24 protein-coding genes are annotated in these 22074 nt (G+C 44.4%); 1 reads left to right on the top strand and 23 read right to left on the bottom strand.

The window, feature by feature from the left end:
- Window positions 1-98 precede the first annotated feature (98 nt).
- The 14 genes from AR1Y2_RS05345 to AR1Y2_RS05280 form a co-directional block, all read right to left on the bottom strand.
- Window positions 99-452 (bottom strand): PTS glucitol/sorbitol transporter subunit IIA, encoded by a 354-nt coding sequence (locus AR1Y2_RS05345; protein ID WP_137328046.1) that lies wholly within the window; start codon window positions 450-452, stop codon window positions 99-101.
- Window positions 453-468: 16 nt separating this feature from the next.
- Entirely contained in the window at window positions 469-1383 is a 915-nt protein-coding gene (locus AR1Y2_RS05340; protein ID WP_137328045.1) for a sugar phosphate isomerase/epimerase family protein, read from the bottom strand.
- 24 nt (window positions 1384-1407) lie between these two features.
- Complete coding sequence (gene iolE / locus AR1Y2_RS05335; protein WP_137328044.1) at window positions 1408-2301, bottom strand: myo-inosose-2 dehydratase; 894 nt, start codon at window positions 2299-2301, stop codon at window positions 1408-1410.
- Window positions 2302-2320: 19 nt separating this feature from the next.
- Window positions 2321-3754, bottom strand: coding sequence for an MFS transporter (locus tag AR1Y2_RS05330; protein ID WP_243118863.1), 1434 nt, complete (start codon window positions 3752-3754; stop codon window positions 2321-2323).
- A gap of 24 nt (window positions 3755-3778) precedes the next feature.
- Complete coding sequence (locus tag AR1Y2_RS05325; protein WP_137328042.1) at window positions 3779-4612, bottom strand: sugar phosphate isomerase/epimerase family protein; 834 nt, start codon at window positions 4610-4612, stop codon at window positions 3779-3781.
- A gap of 69 nt (window positions 4613-4681) precedes the next feature.
- Window positions 4682-5686, bottom strand: a complete 1005-nt coding sequence (locus AR1Y2_RS05320; RefSeq protein ID WP_137328041.1) for a Gfo/Idh/MocA family protein — start codon at window positions 5684-5686, stop codon at window positions 4682-4684.
- A 392-nt stretch (window positions 5687-6078) separates the two neighbouring features.
- Window positions 6079-7107, bottom strand: a complete 1029-nt coding sequence (locus AR1Y2_RS05315) for a LacI family DNA-binding transcriptional regulator (protein WP_137328040.1) — start codon at window positions 7105-7107, stop codon at window positions 6079-6081.
- Window positions 7108-7509: 402 nt separating this feature from the next.
- Window positions 7510-8346 carry a class II fructose-bisphosphate aldolase gene (locus AR1Y2_RS05310; protein WP_137328039.1) on the bottom strand — a complete coding sequence of 279 codons (837 nt, stop codon included), beginning with the start codon at window positions 8344-8346 and terminating at the stop codon, window positions 7510-7512.
- Window positions 8347-8374: 28 nt separating this feature from the next.
- Complete coding sequence (locus tag AR1Y2_RS05305; protein WP_137328038.1) at window positions 8375-9610, bottom strand: MFS transporter; 1236 nt, start codon at window positions 9608-9610, stop codon at window positions 8375-8377.
- 148 nt (window positions 9611-9758) lie between these two features.
- Complete coding sequence (locus tag AR1Y2_RS05300; protein ID WP_137328037.1) at window positions 9759-10754, bottom strand: electron transfer flavoprotein subunit alpha/FixB family protein; 996 nt, start codon at window positions 10752-10754, stop codon at window positions 9759-9761.
- 19 nt (window positions 10755-10773) lie between these two features.
- Window positions 10774-11571, bottom strand: coding sequence for an electron transfer flavoprotein subunit beta/FixA family protein (locus AR1Y2_RS05295; protein WP_137328036.1), 798 nt, complete (start codon window positions 11569-11571; stop codon window positions 10774-10776).
- Between the two features lie 25 nt (window positions 11572-11596).
- Window positions 11597-12739: an acyl-CoA dehydrogenase family protein gene (locus tag AR1Y2_RS05290; protein WP_137328035.1), complete on the bottom strand. Its 1143-nt coding sequence runs from the start codon at window positions 12737-12739 to the stop codon at window positions 11597-11599.
- Window positions 12740-12888: 149 nt separating this feature from the next.
- Window positions 12889-13785, bottom strand: a complete 897-nt coding sequence (locus AR1Y2_RS05285) for a LysR family transcriptional regulator (RefSeq protein ID WP_137328034.1) — start codon at window positions 13783-13785, stop codon at window positions 12889-12891.
- Window positions 13786-13925: 140 nt separating this feature from the next.
- Window positions 13926-14306, bottom strand: a complete 381-nt coding sequence (locus AR1Y2_RS05280; RefSeq protein ID WP_137328033.1) for a BlaI/MecI/CopY family transcriptional regulator — start codon at window positions 14304-14306, stop codon at window positions 13926-13928.
- Window positions 14307-14724: 418 nt separating this feature from the next.
- Here AR1Y2_RS05280 and AR1Y2_RS05275 point away from each other — a divergent pair, with 418 nt between their 5' ends.
- Window positions 14725-15741: a YeiH family protein gene (locus tag AR1Y2_RS05275; protein WP_137328032.1), complete on the top strand. Its 1017-nt coding sequence runs from the start codon at window positions 14725-14727 to the stop codon at window positions 15739-15741.
- Window positions 15742-15884: 143 nt separating this feature from the next.
- Here AR1Y2_RS05275 and AR1Y2_RS05270 read toward each other — a convergent pair whose 3' ends face one another.
- The 9 genes from AR1Y2_RS05270 to deoC form a co-directional block, all read right to left on the bottom strand.
- Complete coding sequence (locus AR1Y2_RS05270; protein ID WP_137328031.1) at window positions 15885-16595, bottom strand: tRNA threonylcarbamoyladenosine dehydratase; 711 nt, start codon at window positions 16593-16595, stop codon at window positions 15885-15887.
- A gap of 1 nt (window position 16596) precedes the next feature.
- A complete protein-coding gene (locus AR1Y2_RS05265) occupies window positions 16597-17013 on the bottom strand; it encodes a secondary thiamine-phosphate synthase enzyme YjbQ (protein ID WP_137328030.1) in 417 nt (138 codons plus the stop codon).
- A gap of 158 nt (window positions 17014-17171) precedes the next feature.
- On the bottom strand, window positions 17172-17456 hold the full coding sequence (locus AR1Y2_RS05260; protein WP_137328029.1) for a hypothetical protein: 285 nt from the start codon (window positions 17454-17456) through the stop codon (window positions 17172-17174).
- 142 nt (window positions 17457-17598) lie between these two features.
- Window positions 17599-18198 carry a recombinase family protein gene (locus AR1Y2_RS05255; protein WP_137330202.1) on the bottom strand — a complete coding sequence of 200 codons (600 nt, stop codon included), beginning with the start codon at window positions 18196-18198 and terminating at the stop codon, window positions 17599-17601.
- Window positions 18199-18261: 63 nt separating this feature from the next.
- Window positions 18262-19095 (bottom strand): damage-control phosphatase ARMT1 family protein, encoded by an 834-nt coding sequence (locus AR1Y2_RS05250; RefSeq protein WP_243118862.1) that lies wholly within the window; start codon window positions 19093-19095, stop codon window positions 18262-18264.
- 44 nt (window positions 19096-19139) lie between these two features.
- The gene (locus AR1Y2_RS05245) at window positions 19140-20423 is read right to left on the bottom strand and encodes a sn-glycerol-1-phosphate dehydrogenase (RefSeq protein ID WP_137328027.1); all 1284 of its coding nucleotides are present in this window, start codon (window positions 20421-20423) and stop codon (window positions 19140-19142) included.
- 196 nt (window positions 20424-20619) lie between these two features.
- Window positions 20620-21087: a PTS sugar transporter subunit IIA gene (locus AR1Y2_RS05240; protein ID WP_137328026.1), complete on the bottom strand. Its 468-nt coding sequence runs from the start codon at window positions 21085-21087 to the stop codon at window positions 20620-20622.
- A 13-nt stretch (window positions 21088-21100) separates the two neighbouring features.
- Window positions 21101-21400, bottom strand: coding sequence for a PTS sugar transporter subunit IIB (locus AR1Y2_RS05235; protein ID WP_137328025.1), 300 nt, complete (start codon window positions 21398-21400; stop codon window positions 21101-21103).
- Between the two features lie 15 nt (window positions 21401-21415).
- Complete coding sequence (deoC, locus tag AR1Y2_RS05230) at window positions 21416-22072, bottom strand: deoxyribose-phosphate aldolase (RefSeq protein WP_137328024.1); 657 nt, start codon at window positions 22070-22072, stop codon at window positions 21416-21418.
- Window positions 22073-22074: the final 2 nt, after the last annotated feature.

The raw sequence follows: 22074 nt of genomic DNA, 5'->3' as shown, positions 1-22074 counted from the left end.
ACCAATTTCTATCCATCTTCATTCATATAGAACAAAGTGAACAAACCTAAAAAAAGAAATCCTGCCTGCTTTTTCTACTGACAAGATTTCTCCTATATTTATTCTATAATTGATATCCGGCTTCCTGCTTTTAATTCCGGCATTTCACTTTTTTCCACACAGATACTTCCTGGCAGACACTCTCTGTCACCGTTAAAGAATACCGTCAAATGGCCCAGTTTTCCAAGATTTTGGGCAGCAATCTTTCCTACTTCCGTGATCTTATATTCATTGTCATCAATGACCAGCCTACTCCCCGGTTTTATCTCTCCAACTACCGGATTGACTTCAACAAAATAACAAAAATCTCTCAAACTTACCAGTGCCGGTTCACCAAACGTGATCAAAAAACCTTTTTTGGCAAATGCAGACACATCACTTCCTACAGCCTTCACTGTTGTATGATAGATCATATGATTCATCCTTTCTTTAGAGAAGTTCCCGTTCAATACGTTCTCTTGCCTCCGGCGCCTGCTTCTCCATCTTTTCCGGGAATCCGAACATGGATACACATGCGATGTTGTCTCCTCCGGCTTTCGGCGCATCTTCCCTTAACTGGCTGTTTGCGAAGTCCATCTCTCTTAACGTCTCAAAGATCCCGTCAAAGTCCACATCTCCCTCTCCCATGGCTAAATGCTGGTGGATGGTCACATCCGCTTTCCCTCTTCCGTTTAACCACGGCGGGTTGGCGATATAGCGGCAGTCCATGGTCTGGTTGAACGTATCCGCAAACAGTACGTGGGTCAGTTCTTCCCCTGCGTACTGTAACATGGAGCGCACATCCCCTTTGCCTTCATCATAGAAAAAGCCATGCGGAGAAGAATACACATACCCAAGGTTCGGAGAACGGAAAGATTTTACCAGGTCACAAGTCTCGTTGTTCAGCTCGCAGAAGTCATACGGATGGGACTGGATCTCCACCCGGAGTCCCTCCCGCTCAATGACCGGCAGAAGTTCTTCCATAGAACGGAACCACATGCCGTTGCAGATCTCCTGCTGGTTGGGATCCCCGGACAGCTCCGTGTTGATTACCGGCACACCCATGTCCACGGCAATCTCAATCATCCGCTTCCAGTTGGCTACTGCCATCTGTCTCTGCTCCTCTGTAGGTCCGGACCAGCGGTACACCACGATAAAGGAGGAGATCTCCACTCCGGTTTCCCGGAGTGCTTTCCTGTATTCTGCCTCACATTCCTTAGAGAACAGTGGGTGTTTATAGAATGGGTTGATCCTAGGATGTGGGGACTGTTCAATGTATTTATAACCCCAGTCTGCCACCTGATGCACCATCCGGTTGATATCCATCTGCTTTGCCAGCACATCCACGTCAAATGCTATTTTCATAAAGCGGTACTCCTTTCTGAAAATCTATAAACCTGTTTTTTCTGCAATATATTTTCTTGCCTTTATTGCGTATTCCAGCGGATTGGCAACTGCCGGGTCCTGCTCAGCCTCCACTACCACATATCCTTCATATCCGCTTTTCTCAATGATGTCAAAGATCGGTGCAAAATCCACGTCTCCGTCTCCCGGTACTGTGAAGGTTCCTTCTCTCACTCCTTTTAAGAAGCTCCAGCTTTCTTTTCTGGACTGCGCCACCACGTCTGAGCGGAGGTCCTTTAAATGAATATGCTTTGTTCTGTCAATGTATTTTCCAAGCACTTTTATCGGGTCGATCCCTGCAAAGGAACAGTGTCCGCTGTCAAACAAAAGGTAAACCAGATCCGGGTCCACTTCTTCCATAAACCGGTCAATCTCTTCTTCTGTCTGGACTACAGTTCCCATGTGGTGATGGAAGGTCAGCATCATGCCCTTATCCTTGGCGATCTTTCCAAGCTTGTTCAGTCCTTTTGCAAGCAGCTTCCATTCCTCATCGTTCATCACATATTTCCCTACAAAGATAGGCTGGTCTTTTCCCTGGGTGCTGTAGCTCTGCTCGGAAACACCGATCACTTTTGCGCCCATTGCCTTTAGAAAATCTGTCTGTGCGATAAATTCTTTCTCTGTCTCTTCATACGGTCTGGAGATCAGAAAACTTGAAAACCAGCAGTTGCAGATTTCGATTCCTCTGATATCCAATGCCTTTTTTAAGGTCTTAATATCTTTTGGGTATTTTCCTCCGATTTCGGAACCTGTGAACCCGGCCAATGCCATCTCGCTGACACATTGCTCAAAGGTATTTTCTTTTCCCAGATCCGGCATATCATCGTTGGTCCATCCGATCGGAGCTATGCCCAATTTCACTTTATTTTTATCCAACATTTCTATTATTACCTCTTTCCTATAGTTTTCCTGAGAGTTCTCTCACCGTCAGTTCTGCTATCATTTCTTTATATGTCTTATCCAGCTTATAGCACAGTGCGATCAGCATCATGACAACCCATACCACGATCGGCACGTACAGATAAGTGGCTTTGATGACTGCGATGGCAGCCGGTGCCTGCTCAGCCGCTGTCTGGGCCATTCCGTTATATCCCACATAAGACAATGCTGCTCCGAGAGCGGCATTGGTGATTCCAGCTCCAAACTTTTGACCAAAACTCATGGAAGAGAACATCAGGCCTTCGATCCGTTTTCCTGACTTCCACTGACCGTACTCGATGGCGTCACTCGGCAGTGAATACTGAACTCCATAGAACGGCGACATTCCGATACCACGGATAATCGAGGAGAAAATTGCCAGTGGTACACTTGTGATGTTAAACAGGAAGACGATCTGCCCAGCAATCCCTAGAATACACCCGGCTACAATCATATTTCTCTTTCCATACTTCGGTATGAGCTTTGGCAGAAGAAGAATGACAAAGATCATCGGCACTTTCTCAGCCATAGATAAAGGCATGACCAGATTTACATCATTTAAAACATATTGGCAGTAGTAAGTAAGGTCAATTCCGAGAATGATCTGGTAAATGGTATAAAACAGCATCAATCCCAGGGAAATAAGAAAATATCTGTTTTTTATCATCAGCTTCAGGGCTGTGAACACTGGAAGTTTTTCTTCTGATTTTGCTGATACTTTTACCCGTTCTTTACAGCAGCGGAATGTGTTTAACAGAATGAGGACAGAGATGACAGAAAACACTGCTGTGACAATGATCCAGGCAAGCTGGGTGTTGTCAATTTTTACAGCCACCCAGTTGATGATCGGAAGCGTTAATGCCGTGACGACCATGCTGGCTGTAATGGAAAGAGACATACGGATATTGCTGATGGTCTCTCTCTCATGTTTGTCCCGGCTCATCAGAGAACCGAGGGTGTGGAATGGCTGGCTGATTCCCGTATACATGACTGTGTTTAATAAGTTATATGTAATAAATACATAAGCTGCCTGCACAGTTTTTGTGCCGTGCGGCACTGTCATCAACAGTACCGCGGCAATCGCATAGGGAATGACCAGTCTTAGGATCCAAACTCTGGATTTTCCATATTTAGAATGCGTCCGGTCAATGATGGTTCCCATGATGACATCAGACACTCCGTCAAATGCCCGGGAAGCAAGCATGATCATACCAATGACTCCTGCGGAAAGCCCGATCACATTTGTATAGAAGTAAACCAGCAGAGTGTTGGCCAATGTATATACAACCGTCAGCGCAGGGTCACCCACACAGTACGCAAGCTTCTCTGACATCTTTACTTTGGCAAACTCGCCTTCCAGTTCCTCATAATTTTCTTCCGCATTCATGTTCATCTTTAAAGTTTGTTCACTCATAGACATCTTTGTCCCCCTTATGCTTTATGCAAAGTATTTTGCTACGAAATCCCTTGTCACTTCAGCAGACTTTTTCACATTCTCGTCATGGGACATTTCATAATATTCTGGACGGAATTCTTCAATGGTACATACCCCGTCGAATCCGATCTTCTTTAAGGCAGCTGCGATTCCTGCATGATCTACCACACCTTCTCCCGGCCACAGGCGTTTATCATCACCGCATGATCCCAGAGGCAGATCCTCACAGTCATTCAGATGGTAAGCAAAGATCTTCTTTCCGTCCGCTGCTTCTAAATCTTCTAACTTAGAACACATCTCATGGAAATGGAAGGTATCCACTGTTACCCCTACATTGTCACGGTCTGTTGCTTTCACTACATCGTAAGCTGTCCCAAACTGGTTGATGGAGCAGTTCGGCGCCCCGCAGAATTCCAGTGATATCTTAATATCTTCTCCCACCTTATCGGATAAATAACGGAGACGTTCTACTGCTTCCTCTTTGATCTCTGTGATGCTCTTATCCTTTACATCAAAGGACGGAACAGTGATCAGCATCTTCATGCCGATGGCCTTGCACACTTCAATGATAAAATCAGTCTCTTCGTCAATCTCTTTTTCTCCGGCTTCGTCTCTCTGGTTAAAAAAGATCAAGGTATTATAAGCCCATGGTTTTAAATGATGGTTTTTAAACCAGTCCGCCAGTTCTTCCAGTGTGTGTTCTTTCAAATAATCCTTTACACAGTCAAATCTGATCTCGATGTAATCAAATCCGTATTTTTCACACGCTTCTAAGTCAGCCATCAGAGACTGTCCTTTACATTCCAGTGCAGTTGCTTCGTTAAATCCGATTTTCATTTCTATTCCTCCTGATTTATGTATTGATCTTATTTCCATGCCCTCGCGCAGTCCTGCAGTTTCTGCACCCTACTTATAAAATGCAGGTTTTTCTTCTGTGACGATCGGTTCAATCTGTCCTGTTTCCTGTGCTTTTACTAACGCATCTGCTGTAACAGCTGCCAGATATCCGTCCCATGCGGTAGGTCCGTTGATCACTCCCTGCTTCGCACAGTCAACCCAATTCTGAACTTCTGTGTCGTATGCATCTTCAAACCTTACAAAACAGTCTGTATCAATCGTTGTGGATACTGCCGCATTTTTTCTGATGCTTGGATAAGAAGGTTCCGCCATCTTGATGGCACCGTCTTCGCATACTACTTCGCAGTTGATGTCATATCCGAACTTGCAGTTGACGAATACTTCTACATCGATGCAGATTCCTCTCTTTGTGCGGAGCAGCATGATCTGAGGATCCTTTAATTCAGAGTGAGAGTATTTTGTCACCTTCGGCATAATGACCTGAGCGCTTTCATATTCATCATCCACTAACCAGTGAAGTGTGTCGATCTCATGAATCGCTGTATCATGTACTGCCATCGGAGTATTATAGTTTGTACCAACCTCCGGATTTCTGTGTGTGCAGTGAAGGATCAGCGGTTCACCGTATTCTCCTGACCGAAGCGCTTCTTTCACCTGAACATATCCTTTATCATACCTTCTCATAAATCCAAGCTGAATTAAATGTTTTCCTGAAGCAGCCTCCGCATCTACAATCTTCTTGCAGTCCTGCGCTGTTGTCGCCAGAGGTTTTTCACAAAACACCCTTTTTCCTGCTTCAATCGCCTGAAGAAGAGAGTCTGTATGTGCAAATCCTGGGGATACAATAAATACAGCGTCCACATCAGGATCATTGATCAGATCTTTTCCGTCTGTATATACCTTAGCTCCTCCTGCCAATGCCGCTGCTTCTTTTGCTCCTTCTTCAAAGACATCAGAAACTGCCACTACCTTTGCTCCCTGGATCTTGTTTGTGAGACGTTTAATATGATCTTTTCCCATGCCGCCACATCCGATTACACCTACATTTAACATTGTTCTACCTCCATATGCTTGTTATCTGATTATTTGTTTCATTTAGATTGTGAACTTATGATAACATTGAGTGCGCGTGCACGCAATAAACAACATGCACAACAATTCCAAACAAACTTTAGATAAATTCACCTGGACTATCTTTTCTGCACAAAAAATACAATACCGGACACCGATATTGTATCAATATTTATACATTTTGTATAACCACCCCAAAAAGTTTGTTAAGTTATGGTTATATTTTTATTAGTTTTATAACAAATGCTGTCACAACACCCATGCAAGATCCATAAAAAAGATGACGGCTAAACAGAAGGCGCCTCCCACAAGAGTTTTTCTTTATTGTCTGAAGGAGGCCTTTCCAGAGCCGACTGAAGACAATAAAGAAAAACTCATACATTGCATCTTGTCTTAATCACGATATCTGTATACCAGAACTCTCCTTTTCTAGTAGGATTTCCGCACAGAGTGTGGAATAATTCCATAACAGATTCATATCCCTGCACATAGGAGTTTTGCCTGAGGATAAAATTAATGACTCCTTTTCTTAAATTTTCCCGGTTTTCTCCCTCGTAATCGTGGGCGATCACTTTGATCTTTTTTTCCAGCCTGTACTTTTTCAAGGTGTCGCACACACCACTCTCCCCCTGGGCCGTAAGGTATATACCGGCCAGGTCCGGTGTCTCTTCCAGCTGTTCTTCCAGGAGCTTTCCCGCTACCCAGTCGTCATCATATGCGTATCTTGGCTCCATTGTCTGTATGCCCGGATAATGGTGTGCCAGTTCGTCCAGGAATCCTTTTGTACGCTTCATAGTTGCTACATTTTCCTGGGATCCGGAGAGGATCATCACTTTACCGTCCGCCGGAATAATCTCTCCCATAAGCCCCCCGGCCACTCTGCCGCTGGCATAGGAATCTTGTCCGAAAAAACAAAGTCTCTTTGTATCCTCCAGGTCAGAGTTGATCGTGATCACAGAGATATTTTCTTTTTCCACGTACTGATTAATCGTTCTCCTGAGCAGTTCATCGTCGGTTGGCACCAGTGCGATTCCCCTTACTCCGGCCTCTTTAAAATCATGCATGATCTTCAGCAGTTTCTTCACATCTCCTCCATGAATCCGCTCAACAAACACATGTCCTCCGAATCGCTCCACCTCTTCTTTTGCGGACTCTGTCCCTTCCAGCACGGCTTTCATAAAGGGAGTCTCCGCATATTGGATGATCACTCCGATCTGAAGGGCATGATTGGCCGTAGAGAGAGCCTTCGCCGCCATATTGGGCTGATAGCCCAGCTCCTTTGCTATTTCCTTGATCCGCTCTGCCACCTCCGGCCGGATCCTACCTCGGTTGTTTAAGGCCCTGTCCACAGTCCCTCTGGACACCCCTGCCAAATCTGCGATCTGTTGTATTGTAACTGCCATTTCCCTTCTCCTTTCGCGTTCCCGTGCACGCATCAATAGCTTTATTATAGCACACTGGAGCGGAGATGCAATTTCTTCATGTGTTGAATAAAGAAAAAATCCTCTGGAATACCCTGAGGACTTTTTCTATTAACAAAATATAATTTATTATGTGGAGCACACCAAGCCCGAAGGCATAGAATACGGTGTTCCCTGTGGGTATGTCATGTTCCACATGATTTCCGTTCGGCTCATAGAATGCCTCACTCCAATCATGCAGAACATAGACGTAGTGTCTGCTAGATAAGGATGACGGCGAAACAGAAGGTGCATCTACGATAGTTTTTCTTCATTGCCGGAAGGAGGCCTTTCCAGAGCCGACTGGAGATAATAAAGAAAAACTCACTGTGCTGTTGCCTATGTTTATCTGCAGTTAAAGATCTGGATATGGCGTTTTACGTTGTCATAGACACCCTTTACCATAGCTTCGTTCATATCGAAGTAATTATGTTTTCCTTCTGTCTCCAGATAGTTTTCCACTTCTTTTGTCAGGCTGTTAAAGCTTGCAGTTGCAATGTTCACTTTGCAGATTCCAAGAGAGATGGCTTTTCTGAAATCCTCATCTGTAATACCGCTTCCGCCGTGAAGCACCAATGGTTTGGCAGTAATATTGTGAATGTCTTCCAATACACCAAATTCCAAAGTCGGAGCTACCGGATAGTCCCCGTGGGCATTTCCAATGGCAACGGCCAGGGCATCCACTCCGGTCTGCTCACAGAAGACCTTGGCGTCCTGAGGCTTGGTGCACTGGATTCCATGGTCACTCTTTCCGTCTTCGCTTCCGCCTACCAGCCCTAATTCCGCTTCCACGGTTGCTCCGTACTGTGCTGCCAGAGCGACAACTTCTTTTGTTTTTCTGATATTTTCTTCAAACGAATCTCTGGATGCATCCAGCATAACAGAGGTAAATCCCAGTTCCAGCGCTTTTTTTACAGTCTCAATGTTAAGTCCGTGGTCCAGATGAACTGCCACATCCACCTTTGCCTCTTTTGCCGCCTGCACCATCATCGGCCCCATAAGATGAAGCGGTGAATGGGCGAGCCGCACTTCAGCGATCTGCAGGATGATCGGTGTATTCATCTCCTCCGCTGCCTGAATCGCCCCTTTGACCATTTCCATATTGCCCACACTGAATGCACCGCATCCTCTGTTTTCCTTTTTTGCCTGCTCTAATAACTGTTTCATTTTGACTAATGCCATGATTGATACTTCCTTTCTCTTTATTTTTTTACTGTAATTTTATCTGTGGTTTTACTTCCTGTTTCACATTTGCCTGTTCTTCACTTTTGATCTCTTTTTCCAGCTTTGTCAAAAACAGAAACGCCGCCGCGGAAAATGCAAAACCGATGAAAAATGTGGTGTTGACCGGAAACTGCTCTGCTGTAATAAAGTTTGTGATGCAGGGTGATAATGCCGTGACAACAATGATCCCAAACATCACGATCCCATAGTTCTGTCCCGAATGCTTCAGTCCAAAAATGGAACTTGACAGAGATGGAAAACTTCCCATAATGCCTCCGAAACAGCCGTAGATCAGCACGATTGCCAATGTGGTGAGCAGCTTCTGGCCTGACACGAGAAATGCCATCGCTGCCATGGAAAGAAGGATCACTCCCTTGATACATTGGATCCTGCCGATTTTATCTGAAAGGGAAGGGAGCACAAGCCTCATCCCTGCATTCAATATAGATCCCGCCATGACGGATCCTACCGCAAGCGCCGTGCTGACACCTCTGTCTGTCTGAAGTGTCTGCGATAACGGCGAGGTAAGATAGTATGCCATGAGACCGCACATCATGGTACACAGCAGGTAGTAAAATTTCTTTGTCCTTATCATTTCAGCGGAGGTGTACTGCTGTTGATCTCCATAGGAAACCGGTGTCTCCTTCTTTGCCGCCTCACTTGGACTTTTAATAAACAAGGTTCCCAGAATCCATGAGATTCCTATGAGAAGCCCAACTGTCAGAAATGCCAGCTTGGGACCTCCCGTCTCCAAGAGTGTTTTGCTCACCGGTGCCATGATAAGGCCGCAGATCCCATTTGCGGTGATCACCACCCCGGACGCAAATCCTGTCCTGTTCGGAAACCATTTCTGAGCAGTTGAAAGAATCGGTGCGTAGATCATTCCCGATCCGATTCCCTGCATCACTCCAAATGTCAGGTACATCCACACAGGTGAAGAAAGAAGCATATATCTTGAACTCAATACGCCGGCGGTAAAGACTGCCCCGCCTAAGAACATAGCGGGTGCAGGTCCCTTTTTATCCTGAAGCCTGCCTCCGAGAACGTTTCCCAATACAAAAAACATAGTCGGCAGATAAAAACAAATGGAGGCCTGACCGGTACTCCATCCGGCAGTTTTCATCACGTAAGGCTGATAAATCGACCATACATGGGGATAGCCTGTAAATAATATAGCAAAGGCTCCAAAAACCATCATTGCATTCCGTTTTTTCTTGTTCATATGACACTTCCCAACCTCTTGGTTATATTTTGATTATCTTTTGAGCTAATATTATCACTTTACCCATACGTTGTCAATAACAAATAAAAAGGAGGTTGTAATATCACCACAATATCACAACCTCCTTTTATATATAACAGTATGTATTTTATTTTCCTTTTACCGCCTTCACAGCTTCTGTAAGTTTCGGTACGATGGTATTTAAGTCTCCAACGATGCCGAGGTCTGCAATATCAAAGATCGGCGCATCCTCATCACGGTTGATGGCTACGATAAACTCTGAGTTCTCCATACCGGCTGCATGCTGGATCGCTCCTGAGATGCCGCAGGCCAGATATAATTCCGGACGCACAGTCTTTCCTGTCTGTCCTACCTGGCGGTCAGCACTGATCCATCCGGAATCTACACATGCTCTGGAAGAAGACACTTCACCTTCCATGACATCCGCCAGTTCCTCTAACACCTTGAACTTGTCAGCGCTTCCGATTCCGCGCCCACCGGAAACAAGGATCTTAGCCTCTGTAATGTCTACAGATTTATGTGCTGTCTTTACAGTTTCACGGACTTTTACATTCATGTCTGCATCAGAGAATTCTACTTTGAACTCTTCCACTTCACCGCTTCTGGATGCATCGTTTTCCAAGGCTTTCATTACTCCTGGACGGACTGTTGCCATCTGAGGACGGAAGTCTTCACACACGATGGTCGCCATGATATTTCCGCCAAATGCCGGACGGGTCATCATGAGGAGCTTTGTCTCTTCATCAATGGCAAGTGCAGTACAGTCCGCTGTCAATCCAGTATGGATCCTTGCAGATACTCTTGGGGCAAGGTCACGTCCGATGGAAGATGCACCATAAAGCACGATCTCAGGATCTTTTGCGTTAATCACAGCTGTCAGTGCCTTTGTGTATGGCTCTGTCACATAATCTGCCAGCATAATGTCATCTACGACAACAACTTTATCTGCACCGCAGGCAACTAATTCCTGGGCTTTTTCTTTTACGCCTGCCCCAAGCAGCACGGCAACGACCTGCTGTCCAAGATCATCTGCTAATTCTCTTGCTTTACCAATTAATTCGATTCCGACTTTCTGAAGTTCGCCGTCTCTCTGCTCAGCGAATACATATACGTCTCTGCTCATTTTATCTTCTCCTCCTCGCTTAAATGATGTGCTTTTCCTGAAGTTTATCAACAATGGATGCAACAGCTTCGTCTGCTGATAAATCTTTTAAAATAGTTCCTGCACCTTTGGCCTGTTTTGTAAAGGATTTCTTTACTCTTGTAGGAGATCCTTTTAACCCGATATTTGCCTGGTCTACAGTGTCTTCTAAGTCTGCAAGTCCCCAGACGCTGACTTCTTTTTCTCTGTATGCGTCAAATGCACCGTGGACTGTCATATATCTAGGTGTTGCCAATTCAGCCAAAGCAGTGATCAGGCAAGGAGTCTTTACTTCAATGATCTGATGGCGGTCTTCAAACTGCCTCTGGACGATCAAAGTGTCTTCCCCTTCCACATTCAGGGCTTCGACATAGCTCACCTGAGGAATTCCAAGATGTTCTGCGATCTGAGGGCCTACCTGAGCGGTATCTCCGTCAATCGCCTGGCGTCCTGTGATGATGACATCGTAATCCAATTTTTTGATCGCTGCCGCGATAGTGGAAGATGTTGCCCATGTATCTGCTCCTCCGAATGCTCTGTCAGAAACCAGAACTGCATCGTCACATCCCATAGCAAGTGCTTCTCTCAATGCCACATCTGCCTGAGGCGGTCCCATGGAAACAACAGTCACAGTGCTTCCCGGGCATTTTTCCTTTAACTGCAGGGCAGCTTCGATTCCGGCTTTGTCATCTGGGTTGATGATACTCGGAACACCATCCCTGATCAGAGTGTTGGTCTTTGGATCTAATTTTACTTCAGTTGTATCTGGTACTTGTTTTGCACAAACAACGATTTTCATCTCTTATTCTCCTTCCACTTTACGCTTATCTTAAAAGTCCGCCGCCGACGATCATCTTCATAGCTTCAGATGTACCTTCGTAAATCTCTGTGATCTTAGCATCACGGTACATTCTCTCTACCGGATATTCTCTGGAGTATCCATATCCTCCAAGAAGCTGTACGGCTGCTCTTGTCACTTCCACTGCCACGTCAGATGCAAACAGTTTGCACGCTGCTGCCAGAGGAGCATAGTTTTCATGATCGTCTTTTGATTTTGCCGCTCTCCATACCATAAGGCGCGCAGCGTCGATCTTCACTTGGAGTTCTGCGATCAGGAACTGTGTATTCTGGAATTTAGAAATCGGTTTTCCGAACTGTTTTCTTTCCTTTACATATGCAATGGCCTCGTTTAAAGCACCCTGTGCGATTCCTACGGACTGAGCGCCGATTCCGATCCGTCCGCCTGCCAGCGCTGACATAGCGATCTTATATCCTTTTCCCTCGCCCGCGATCAGGTTTTCCTTCGGTACTCTCACATCAACTAAAGCAACTTCACAGTTTGACGCAGCACGGATACCCATACGAGGGATATTCTTGCTGACTTCTAATCCCGGTGTATTCCTGTCCACGATAAATGCAGACATACCTCTTGTACCTGCAGTTTTGTCTGTAACTGCAAAAATAATAAATGTATCGGCAAAGCCTGAGTTTGTAGTGAACACCTTCTGTCCGTTTAAGATATATTCATCGCCGTCCAATACGGCATTTGTCTTCACACCGCTGGCATCGGTACCTGCTCCCGGCTCTGTAAGACCAAAGCATCCCACTTTAGAACCGTCAACCAACGGACGTAAAAATTTTTGTTTCTGCTCTTCTGAAGCAAAATCATTGATGCAGGAACAGCACAATGATGTATGTACGGAAATTGTGATTCCTGTGGAAGCATCTAACTTAGACATCTCTTCCATACAGAGTGTATAAGTTAAAACGTCTGCCCCTTCTCCGCCGTATTCTTTGGAATATGGAATTCCCATAAGACCGAATTTTTTCATTTTCTCAAGCAGTTCCATGCTGAATTCTTCTGTTTCATCCATGTCCCTAGCAATTGGCTTGATTTCTGTCTCTGCGAAATCTTTGAACATCTGCTGTGCAAGCAGCTGTTCTTTTGTCAATTTAAATTCAACCATTTTCTTTTTTCCTCCTGTTTGCTCTTACATTAAAACTTATTAGCATCCATACTATTAGCCCGCCAATACTTTGTAAGCTAAATATTCGTGAGCTAATAGTATCACTTTGTGAAAGTTGTGTCAACAGCTTTCGTTAATCTATTGTCTATTTATATTGTATACATGTCATCTTTGTGCAAACTGTTGAATATATCAAGGTAATCTTGTGAGAAAATACTATGACGACGCCATACAAATGTGAAGTCGTGTACGACAGAAAAATCTCTTAATTTAAGTTTTCTCAAAGTACCGTTTTCTAATTCTTCTCTCACTGCCGCTTCATATAGAAATGTAATGCCACAGTTTTCTGATACCAGCCTTTTTATCATATGAAGGCTGCTGATCTCATGTCTTATTTTAAAATCCTGGACATTCAGATTCCGTCCCTCCAGGCTTTTTTCCAAAATCTCACGTGTACCGGACCCAGGCTCCCTTGTGATCAATGGTTCACCCAGCAGATCTTCCAGTACATCCGGCTCCTTTTTAAACAGGTAGGAATTGCCGCACACTGCCGTGTACGCTTCCCTGGAATAAATCCGGTAGTCGTACTCTCTTTTTTCAAAATAGCCTTCCACCATTGCAAAATCAATCTGTCCACCGTCCAGCTGTCTGAGAAGCTCCTCTGTGTTTGCTATTTTCACAGACACCTCTGTATCCGGATTCTGTTTTATGTACTCTGCCACTGCCTTTGACAGGATAAAATCTCCGATGGTTAATGTTGCCCCAAAGTTGATCTTTCTTTTTTCCTGTTTCATCTCCTGAATGCTGCGTTTCAGATACATCTCATCATGGTGAAACGTCATTGCCGCATTACGGAACAAATCTCCTTCAGGAGTCAGCTGCAGTTTTTTCCCTTCCATCTCAAACAGCCTGATTCTGTATTCCCTTTCCAGCCATTTTATATGCTGGGATACCGCGGGCTGTGTAATATTCAGCTTCTTGGCGGCTTTCGTAAAATTCATCTGCCTGCACACTTCAAGAAACGTTAAAATCCTAAAATCCAGCATATGGCTCCTCCTGCTTATCCTTCTTTTATCGCTATCTGTATTTTAACACACTGCATCCAATTTTACATTTTCCCAGCAAAAAAGGACATCAAAATATATTTGAATGTCCTTGTTCCTGCACAGAAATATTGATTCATATATCATTGGGCATCTAGCTCATCTAACAGCCCTTTTAGTTTTTCCCCTTCTTCTTCAGATAATCTCCCGCTTAGAGCACTGATAAAGCTCTTGGGAGAACCATCAAACCAAATATCAAGCATCTCCTCCGCCTGATTCCTCCGATAATCTTCCTTTTGGACCACCGGTACGACATAAGAAAACTTCCCCCTGCGCTCAACCTTGACATATTCTTTTTCCTCCAGGTCAAACAAAAAAGTACGTACGGTTGTCCGCTTATAATCCTTGTCATATTTTTCTCTTAATTCTTCTATCAAAGTCAAAAATGGTATCTCGTCCTTACCGTAATTCCAAACACATCTCATGACGACCTGTTCTGCGTCTGTTAACTTTCTTTCTCCCATCAAATAATTCTCCTTATTCTTACACGCACACTTCATTGCCACTTCACTGTATTACTATAACATATTTTTTTGTTCACAGAAACCATTTCACTTCCTGTATTTTGATCACACCTTTCTAATGTTCAGGAGTTGATTAGAAAACTCTGGATCATGAATTTATTATACTCCAAATGCTAATGTCTTTTTATATAAATATTTTACCATGCTTTCCTCTTCTTATCAACTATTATCTTAGTTTATATTTCACTTAGGATTTTCTACAAAAAATGATCACACTTGCCGCACCAAACAATAACAAAATATTATCTTATTATAAAAATATATAATTTTGTATTATCATACTCTCATGATATACTCATTTCTGGAAAAAGAAAACTAAAATTAAAAAGATTCTGAAGAAAAGAAAGAGGTTTAAACTATGAATTTTGTAAGACAACACTGGTCTGGCATCCTGCTATGCATTGGGATCGCCGTCCCTGCATGGTTCCTCGGGAATTTATTTCCAGTTATCGGAGGTCCAGTTTTTTCAATACTCATTGGCATGATTCTGACATTGATAATAAAGGACAAAGGGAGTATGCGGCCCGGCATTGCGTTCACATCAAAAAAAATTCTCCAGTATGCAGTCATTCTACTCGGCTTTGGAATGAATCTGACAGATATACTGGCAAAAGGAAGGCAGTCTCTTCCCATTATTATATCTACCATCTCAACGTCCTTGATCGTGTCCTTCCTTTTATATAAGCTGCTGCATATGGATGCCAAAGTTTCCACCTTGATCGGTGTGGGTTCTTCCATCTGCGGAGGTTCCGCCATCGCAGCCACCGCTCCTGTAATCGAAGCAGATGATGAGGAAATCGCCCAGTCCATTTCTGTTATCTTCCTCTTTAATGTGATCGCGGCACTCGTATTTCCTGCCCTTGGAAGTATGCTGCACCTGTCAAATGAGGGGTTTGGCCTGTTTGCTGGTACAGCAGTCAATGATACCTCCTCCGTCACTGCCACTGCCTCTGCATGGGACGGTATTCATGGAAGCAATACGTTAAACGCCGCTACCATCGTAAAGCTTACAAGAACTTTGGCGATCATCCCGATCACCCTTGCTCTCGCTATTTACCGTGCCGGCAAAAAAGAGGAGGCACTGGAGGAACATGGAGCTAAATTCAGCTTAAAACAGGTTTTCCCAATGTTTGTCCTGTTTTTTATTCTTGCTTCCGTAGTTACGACCGTATTTTCCCTGCCTGCAGCTGTGACAGATCCGTTAAAGACATTAAGTAAATTCTTTATTGTCATGGCCATGGCTGCCATTGGGCTGAACACACATATCGTCAAACTTGTTAAAACCGGCGGAAAACCGATCTTCATGGGATTCTGCTGCTGGGTTGCTATTGCAGCGGTAAGTTTAGTGATCCAAAGCTTCATCGGCATCTTATAAGCTGTCCTATCGATTTACATCATAAAAAGAGAGGTAATCTATACCTCTCTTTATTTGCTGTTATAAAAATTTTAAAATCTGTATATGTTATCTATGCCAGCTAGAAAACCAATATTTCTGCTCCCATTCCTCTTTACCTGTCTTTACACTGACGTTAGATCTCTGATGACTTCCCCTGCTGCGATGAGCCCGGCCACGGAGGGCACAAACGCAACACTGCCGGGTACAGCTCTTCTGCCCTCTTCTCCGGACAGATCAACTTTGGGCTCCAAAGACTTTTCCTTAGAATAAACGACTTTCAGCTCTTTTACGCCACGCCTTTTCAGCTCTTTTCTCATAACCTTTGCCAATGGGCAGACTGATGTCTGGTAAATATCTGCCACCTCAAATCTTGTGGGATCCAACTTGTTGCCTGCTCCCATGCTGCTGATAACCGGCACTCCTGCCCTTTGGGCCTGCAGTACAAGTTCAATCTTAGCGGTTACCGTATCCACTGCATCCACTACATAAGAATACTGGTGAAAATCAAATTCGTCTGCGTTTTCAGGCAAAAAGAAGCATTTGTGGATGTTGACTTGTGCATTTGGATTAATCTCCAAAATACGCTCTTTCATCACTTCCACTTTGACTCTTCCCACGGTACTGTGGGTTGCGATGATCTGACGGTTGATGTTAGATACTGAGACAGTATCCCTGTCGATCAGATCAAATGTACCCACTCCGGTCCTAGCCAAGGCTTCCGCAACAACTCCCCCGACTCCCCCGACTCCGAATACAGCCACATGGGACTGCTTTAATATCTGGACTGCTTCTTCTCCCAAAAGCAATTCTGTTCTGATCCACTGGTTTTCCATATCACTCTCCAATAATTTTGACCAGCACACGCTTGTCCCGTTTGCCGTCAAATTCAAAATAAAAGATCTGTTCCCAAGTCCCAAAATCCAGACGGCCTTCTGTCACCGCCACGACGGATTCTCTTCCCATGACTGTGCGCTTTAAATGTGCGTCTGCATTATCTTCATAACCATTGTGCTGGTATTGGCTGTACGGTTTTTCCGGAGCCAGCTTCTCCAGCCACTTTTCATAATCGTGATGCAGACCAGTCTCATCGTCGTTGATAAATACACTGGCAGTGATATTCATAGCATTTACCAAGACCATGCCCTCTCTGATGCCGCTCTTATCAATGGCCTCCTGGACTTGATCTGTAATATTTATGATGCCCCGCCTGGAAGGCAGGTGGAAATGCAGTTCTTCCCTGTATGATCTCATAAAACCTCCTGAATGTCCTATTTACTATGAGTTTTTCTACATGATTGGAGTGAGGCATTCTAAGAGCCGAACGGAAATCATGTGGAAAATAGCATGCTTCTTGCTACATTATTTTAACGCATCCGATATTGTTCCGCAACAGTAAAGGTTTTTAAGATCTACAGCTTCTTAACCTCTATTTCGGTATAAAAGTTATCTTTGTTTTCCTCCAGGAACTTCTGTGCTTTTTGGGGAGAGAAAAACCGTACTCTCGCTCCTGTCAGGTACCGGACCGCTTCATTCCACTCCCTCAGGCTGTATTGGTCAGCCTTTACGGATCCCGCGATAAAACATGCCACCGGAAACCAAAACCCCGAGGGCAGATCGGACAGCTCCTGGCATCCCGCTTCTTTTACCAGATATTCAAGAAGTTTGTTGTTTTGATCCTTTTTCGTTCGTATCATTACTTCCCTCCAAAGAATGATAAAGTAGACTTTTTCGTTCGGCCAATGTATACTGAAAGAAACAGTTTTATCTCTTGTAATCTGGTCGTTTTTAGCAGTTTTATGTACAAAATGAACCGAATGATAATCTCTACCATTTCATTTATTTCTTTCTGCGCACCCATCTGAGAAAGGTATCCTGGGCAATGTGCAGCTGTTTGGCCGCTTTTCTGGAAGAAATCTCACCGTTTTCCCATTGTTGTTTTAATTTATCAAAGTTCTCCGGTATAGGCTTTCTGGGCCTTCCAAAATGGACTCCCCTTAATTTGGCCGCCCTGATTCCATCCATTTGGCGTTTTTTAATGTTTTCTCTTTCTGTCTGGGCCACATAACTGAGGATTTGGAGTACCAGATCTGCTATGAATGTGCCTGTGAGATCATCTTGTTTTTTTCTTGTGTCCAGGAGCGGCATATCCAGTACCACGATATCTGCCTTGATCTCCTTTGTGACGATCCTCCATTGTTCCAGTATTTCTCCATAATTGCGCCCCAGCCGGTCAATGCTCTGGATCACGAGGACATCACCCTCCTTAAGCTTTCTTACCAGTTTTTTATAATTGGGCCGCTCAAAGTTTTTTCCGCTCAGCTTATCTAAATATATGTTTTGTTTTTCCACCGCAAATGCTTCCAGGGCCAACAGCTGCCTAGTCTCATTTTGGTCTTTTGTGGATACGCGGGCATATCCATATACATTTGATGTTATAAAGATCACCTCCAATAAAAAAATAGTACCCTGGTTCACCAGGATACTATTTATTATGGATCTTTATCTTTCTTTTATAAACATATGCTCCAGATACTCGCTCTTGAATTTTTCAACAAAAAAATCGCATTTGCACAGGAACAGATAGTAGACATTCAGTCCGCATCCAGACATGGTCTCATAATTGCCCTGCCCCTTTGCTATGATCACGTCCGCGCCGTTTAATGCCTCTCTGGCCTCATGGCTGATCCTTTTCATACTGGTGCCCGCGATTCTGGTACCGTTTCCGATGACATTGGCCACATCAGGCATTCCCACCTGCCTGGCATCCTCCATGGATGCGTCGTTGGCCACGCCTGCCCCCCGGACAATCACCGTAACATGAAGATGAGGATAAAGTTTCTTTAATTCCTGGATCAGGATCTTATCCACCACGATCTCACCACAGTTATCTGTCACGTAGACAAGACTTTGTGCCGATGCGAGATCCTGACGGAAGGACTGGTAGACCTCCGGCTTAAGCCCCTTGATCCCATTGTTAAATAAAAGGTTTTCAAGCTGCTCGCTGTCGATCTCTCCTAGAGCTATGTAATCAATATAATTTCCCGCCTGAGCCGCCTGGACCGCAGTGACGATGGGATCTTCAGAATCTTCGATCCTCTGCTTGATCTCCTGTTCCTTTGAAAGCATCAGATCATTAAAATGCCGTTTCAGAGGATCAAAGGCAGTCTGAGTCCCAAAGTATTGTTCATACACTTCTGTAAACTCAGCCAGATATTCTGGCGGAGACAGTTCCATCTCCTCATCTTTTAAGATTTCCTTCACCTGATCAAGAAACTGCTGTTTTTTTTCTTCCTCGTGCTCCTGCTCCACTTTTCTTTGTTCACTGTTATACAAGCATTGCCTGCAAAATGTCCCTGTCCTCATACTATTCCTTTCCCTTATCCTCGAATCACTGACTCGTAAAAATCGTAAAACTTCAACAACCGCATAAAGGTCAGCCGCTGTCGGACATATGGGGATACTCTGGCTGTCCGTTCTTTCATCCTCTGTTCCAGTCCAAGATCCGTAAGCGAACATACTCCATTTACCTGATTAAGGTATGCTTTTAGCTGCTCATCCTCTGGCACTTGCTCCAGAATCTCTGTAAGCTGCTCCTCTTTTTGTCTCAAAATAGAAGGAGAAATTTCATCCAACAGATTCGGTTGATTCTCTTCTATTATAATATCATCCAATTTCCTGCCTGCAAAGCATTTTCGGATCAATTCCTCTTCAAACGGTACCGCATCCTTTAGCTTATAATCTCCCTTTTTCAGATATTCGGCTGCTTTGTGGTAGATGTCTGATGAGAGGACCAGTCCAACACCTACTTTTTCTCCGTGATAAAAATCAAGGTGAGAATTGACAGCCTCCATCTCCCAAAGGTGGGACATATGATGTTCTGTTCCCGATGCCGGCCTGGAATTCCCGGTCATCTGGATTGCGAGACCGGACAGCAATAGTCCATACATCAGCTGTTCATATGAAGCTATATTTCTCTCTTTCAACCCTGGAAGACTGCTGCACATGATTTCAAGGGCTTCCTCTTCCATCCGGCAGATCTCCTGGCAGAAATATTCTCCTGTAATCAGATGTGCGATCTTCCAGTCTGCCAGCGCAGTATATTTTCCAAGCAGATCTCCCACTCCCGAGGCCGTCAGCCTCAAAGGAGCTTCCTTCAAAATGTCGCTGTCTGCCACAATGATCTTCGGTGCACAGGAAGGAACCGTCTTCTTAAATCCCTGGAGCGTCATTGCGGCCACCGTGGATGTGTAACCGTCTACACTGGCTGCAGTAGGTATAGAGATAAATGGAAGATCCATATCAAAAGCACAGTACCTTGTAATGTCGTGAATGGTCCCCGATCCTGCGGCCACAAGCGCATCCGGCCGTCCTTGATCCTTTAGCTGGTCCATCACACGTCCAACGCTGGCCTCATCTGCATGAATATCCGCCCCCTTTAACAGGACTTTTGTAAGTCCTGTCAGTAAATCTTCTGCCTGTTTTCCAACAGCCTCATAGGTATTTTCATCGCAGATCATTGTAAGCTTTTTAAAACCAGTATCTTTTAAGATCCCGGGAAGTTTTTTTACGGCCCCCTCCTCCAAAAGAATCGTGTCGATTTCAATATTGTGTTCTTTTTTACAGGAACAAGCTCCCCTGAATTGGTTTAAATCAACCTTCATTTTAACCTACCTTTCATAGAGATAACAGGGACCTGCATCGCAAGTCCCTGAAAATTAGTGTCCGGTTTTTTCATTTTATGCTATAATACTATCTGTAAGAAAGAAATGCTCTGACGACGCTTCGCCCCAAATGAAGACTGTCTATGAGTGTTTCTTTTTTCTTTCTTCTTCATTATAACATTCATAACAAACCTTTCTACATATGATCTGTAAAAAATTGATTTAACAGTGTACTGATCTGCTCCGGTGATTGAAGGACCTTGAGCTGTTTCATCTCATGTTCATCAGAAATCAGCGAAACAAGTGTGCTCAGCACTTCAACCTGCTGGCTTGGCTCCTTGACCCCCAAAACAAAAGCAAATTTTGCGTTGACCTGAATCTCAGGCTCCCCCATGTGTGAAAACAAAACCGGTTCTTTAAATCTGACAAAGGAGATGGACGCCTCATTTACATGCTCCACATCTGTGTGTGGAATCGCGATCTCAAATGCTTCAGTCTTAAGCCCCGTTGGATATACTTCCTCCCGTTTTTTCAGTGCGTCAGCAAAGCTTTCTTTGACTGTACCTTTTTCACAAAGTCTGTTTCCGATCACTTCAAAAAACTGGTCTCGGTCTTTAAATGTCTCATCCAGCCAGATGAAATCTTCCCTGAAAATCTGCTCCATGCGTTCTCCTCCTTTATCTGCCGTCAAGGTTCTTTTCCACTTCTTCGTACAGTTTTCCGGTCCCCATCCACGGATACAGCAGACACAGTCCCTGAAGTACTGGGAGTGATGTGTTCAGATTTCCTGTAGCTGTGGAGATCACCATATCGCGTCCCTCTTCCAGGCCTTTTATGTCGGTAACCTCATATGTATTGACAATCGTCACCTCAGCCTTTATGTCTCTCTCCTTCAATCCTTCTTTTAGAAGACCTGCTGCTTTTTCGGCCTTTTCCTTTTTCATGCCTCCTGCCAGCAGTAAAGAAGTCTCTCTCATAACATCACGCTCCTCTTAGAATTCTTCCAGGATGGATTTGGTCTTGCTGATACCGATCCGGTCAGATCCCGCCTCGATCATCGCGATACAATCTGCCAAATTGTTGATCCCTCCTGCGGCTTTTACATGAACCTTCTCAGACACGGTCTCTCTCATAAGCTTAATATCTTCCGCTGTGGCTCCAGACGGTGCAAATCCTGTAGATGTTTTCACATAAGCGGCTCCGGCTTCTTCTGACAGCTCACAGCCTTTTTTGATTTCTTCTTTTGTGAGAAATGCGGTTTCCAGGATCACTTTGACGATACCCGGGGTAGCGTTTACCACTGCCTCAATATCTTTTTTCACATCCTCGTACTCGCCGTTCCTCAGAGCTCCGATGTCAATGACCATATCCAGTTCCACTGCTCCTCTAGCATAAGCGTCCACAGCTTCCGCTACTTTTGAAAAAGTGGTATGTGCTCCGGATGGGAATCCGATGACTGTTCCGATCTTGACATCTGTACCCTCCAGCACTTCTCTCGCCATGTCCAGATTGCATGGGTTGATGCACACAGACGCACAATGATTGTCTTTTGCAAACAAAAGCCCTTCCATGATCTCTTCTCTTGTCAGCTGCGGCTTTAACAGAGAGTGGTCTACTTTGCTCAATAATTCTTGTTTTGTCATTTCCATAA

Origin of the sequence: Anaerostipes rhamnosivorans, from assembly GCF_005280655.1 — a bacterium.
Classification (GTDB): Bacteria; Bacillota; Clostridia; order Lachnospirales; family Lachnospiraceae; genus Anaerostipes; species Anaerostipes rhamnosivorans.
Note: the sequence above shows the minus strand (reverse complement) of the source record. Positions and strands in the feature narration are given on the sequence as shown.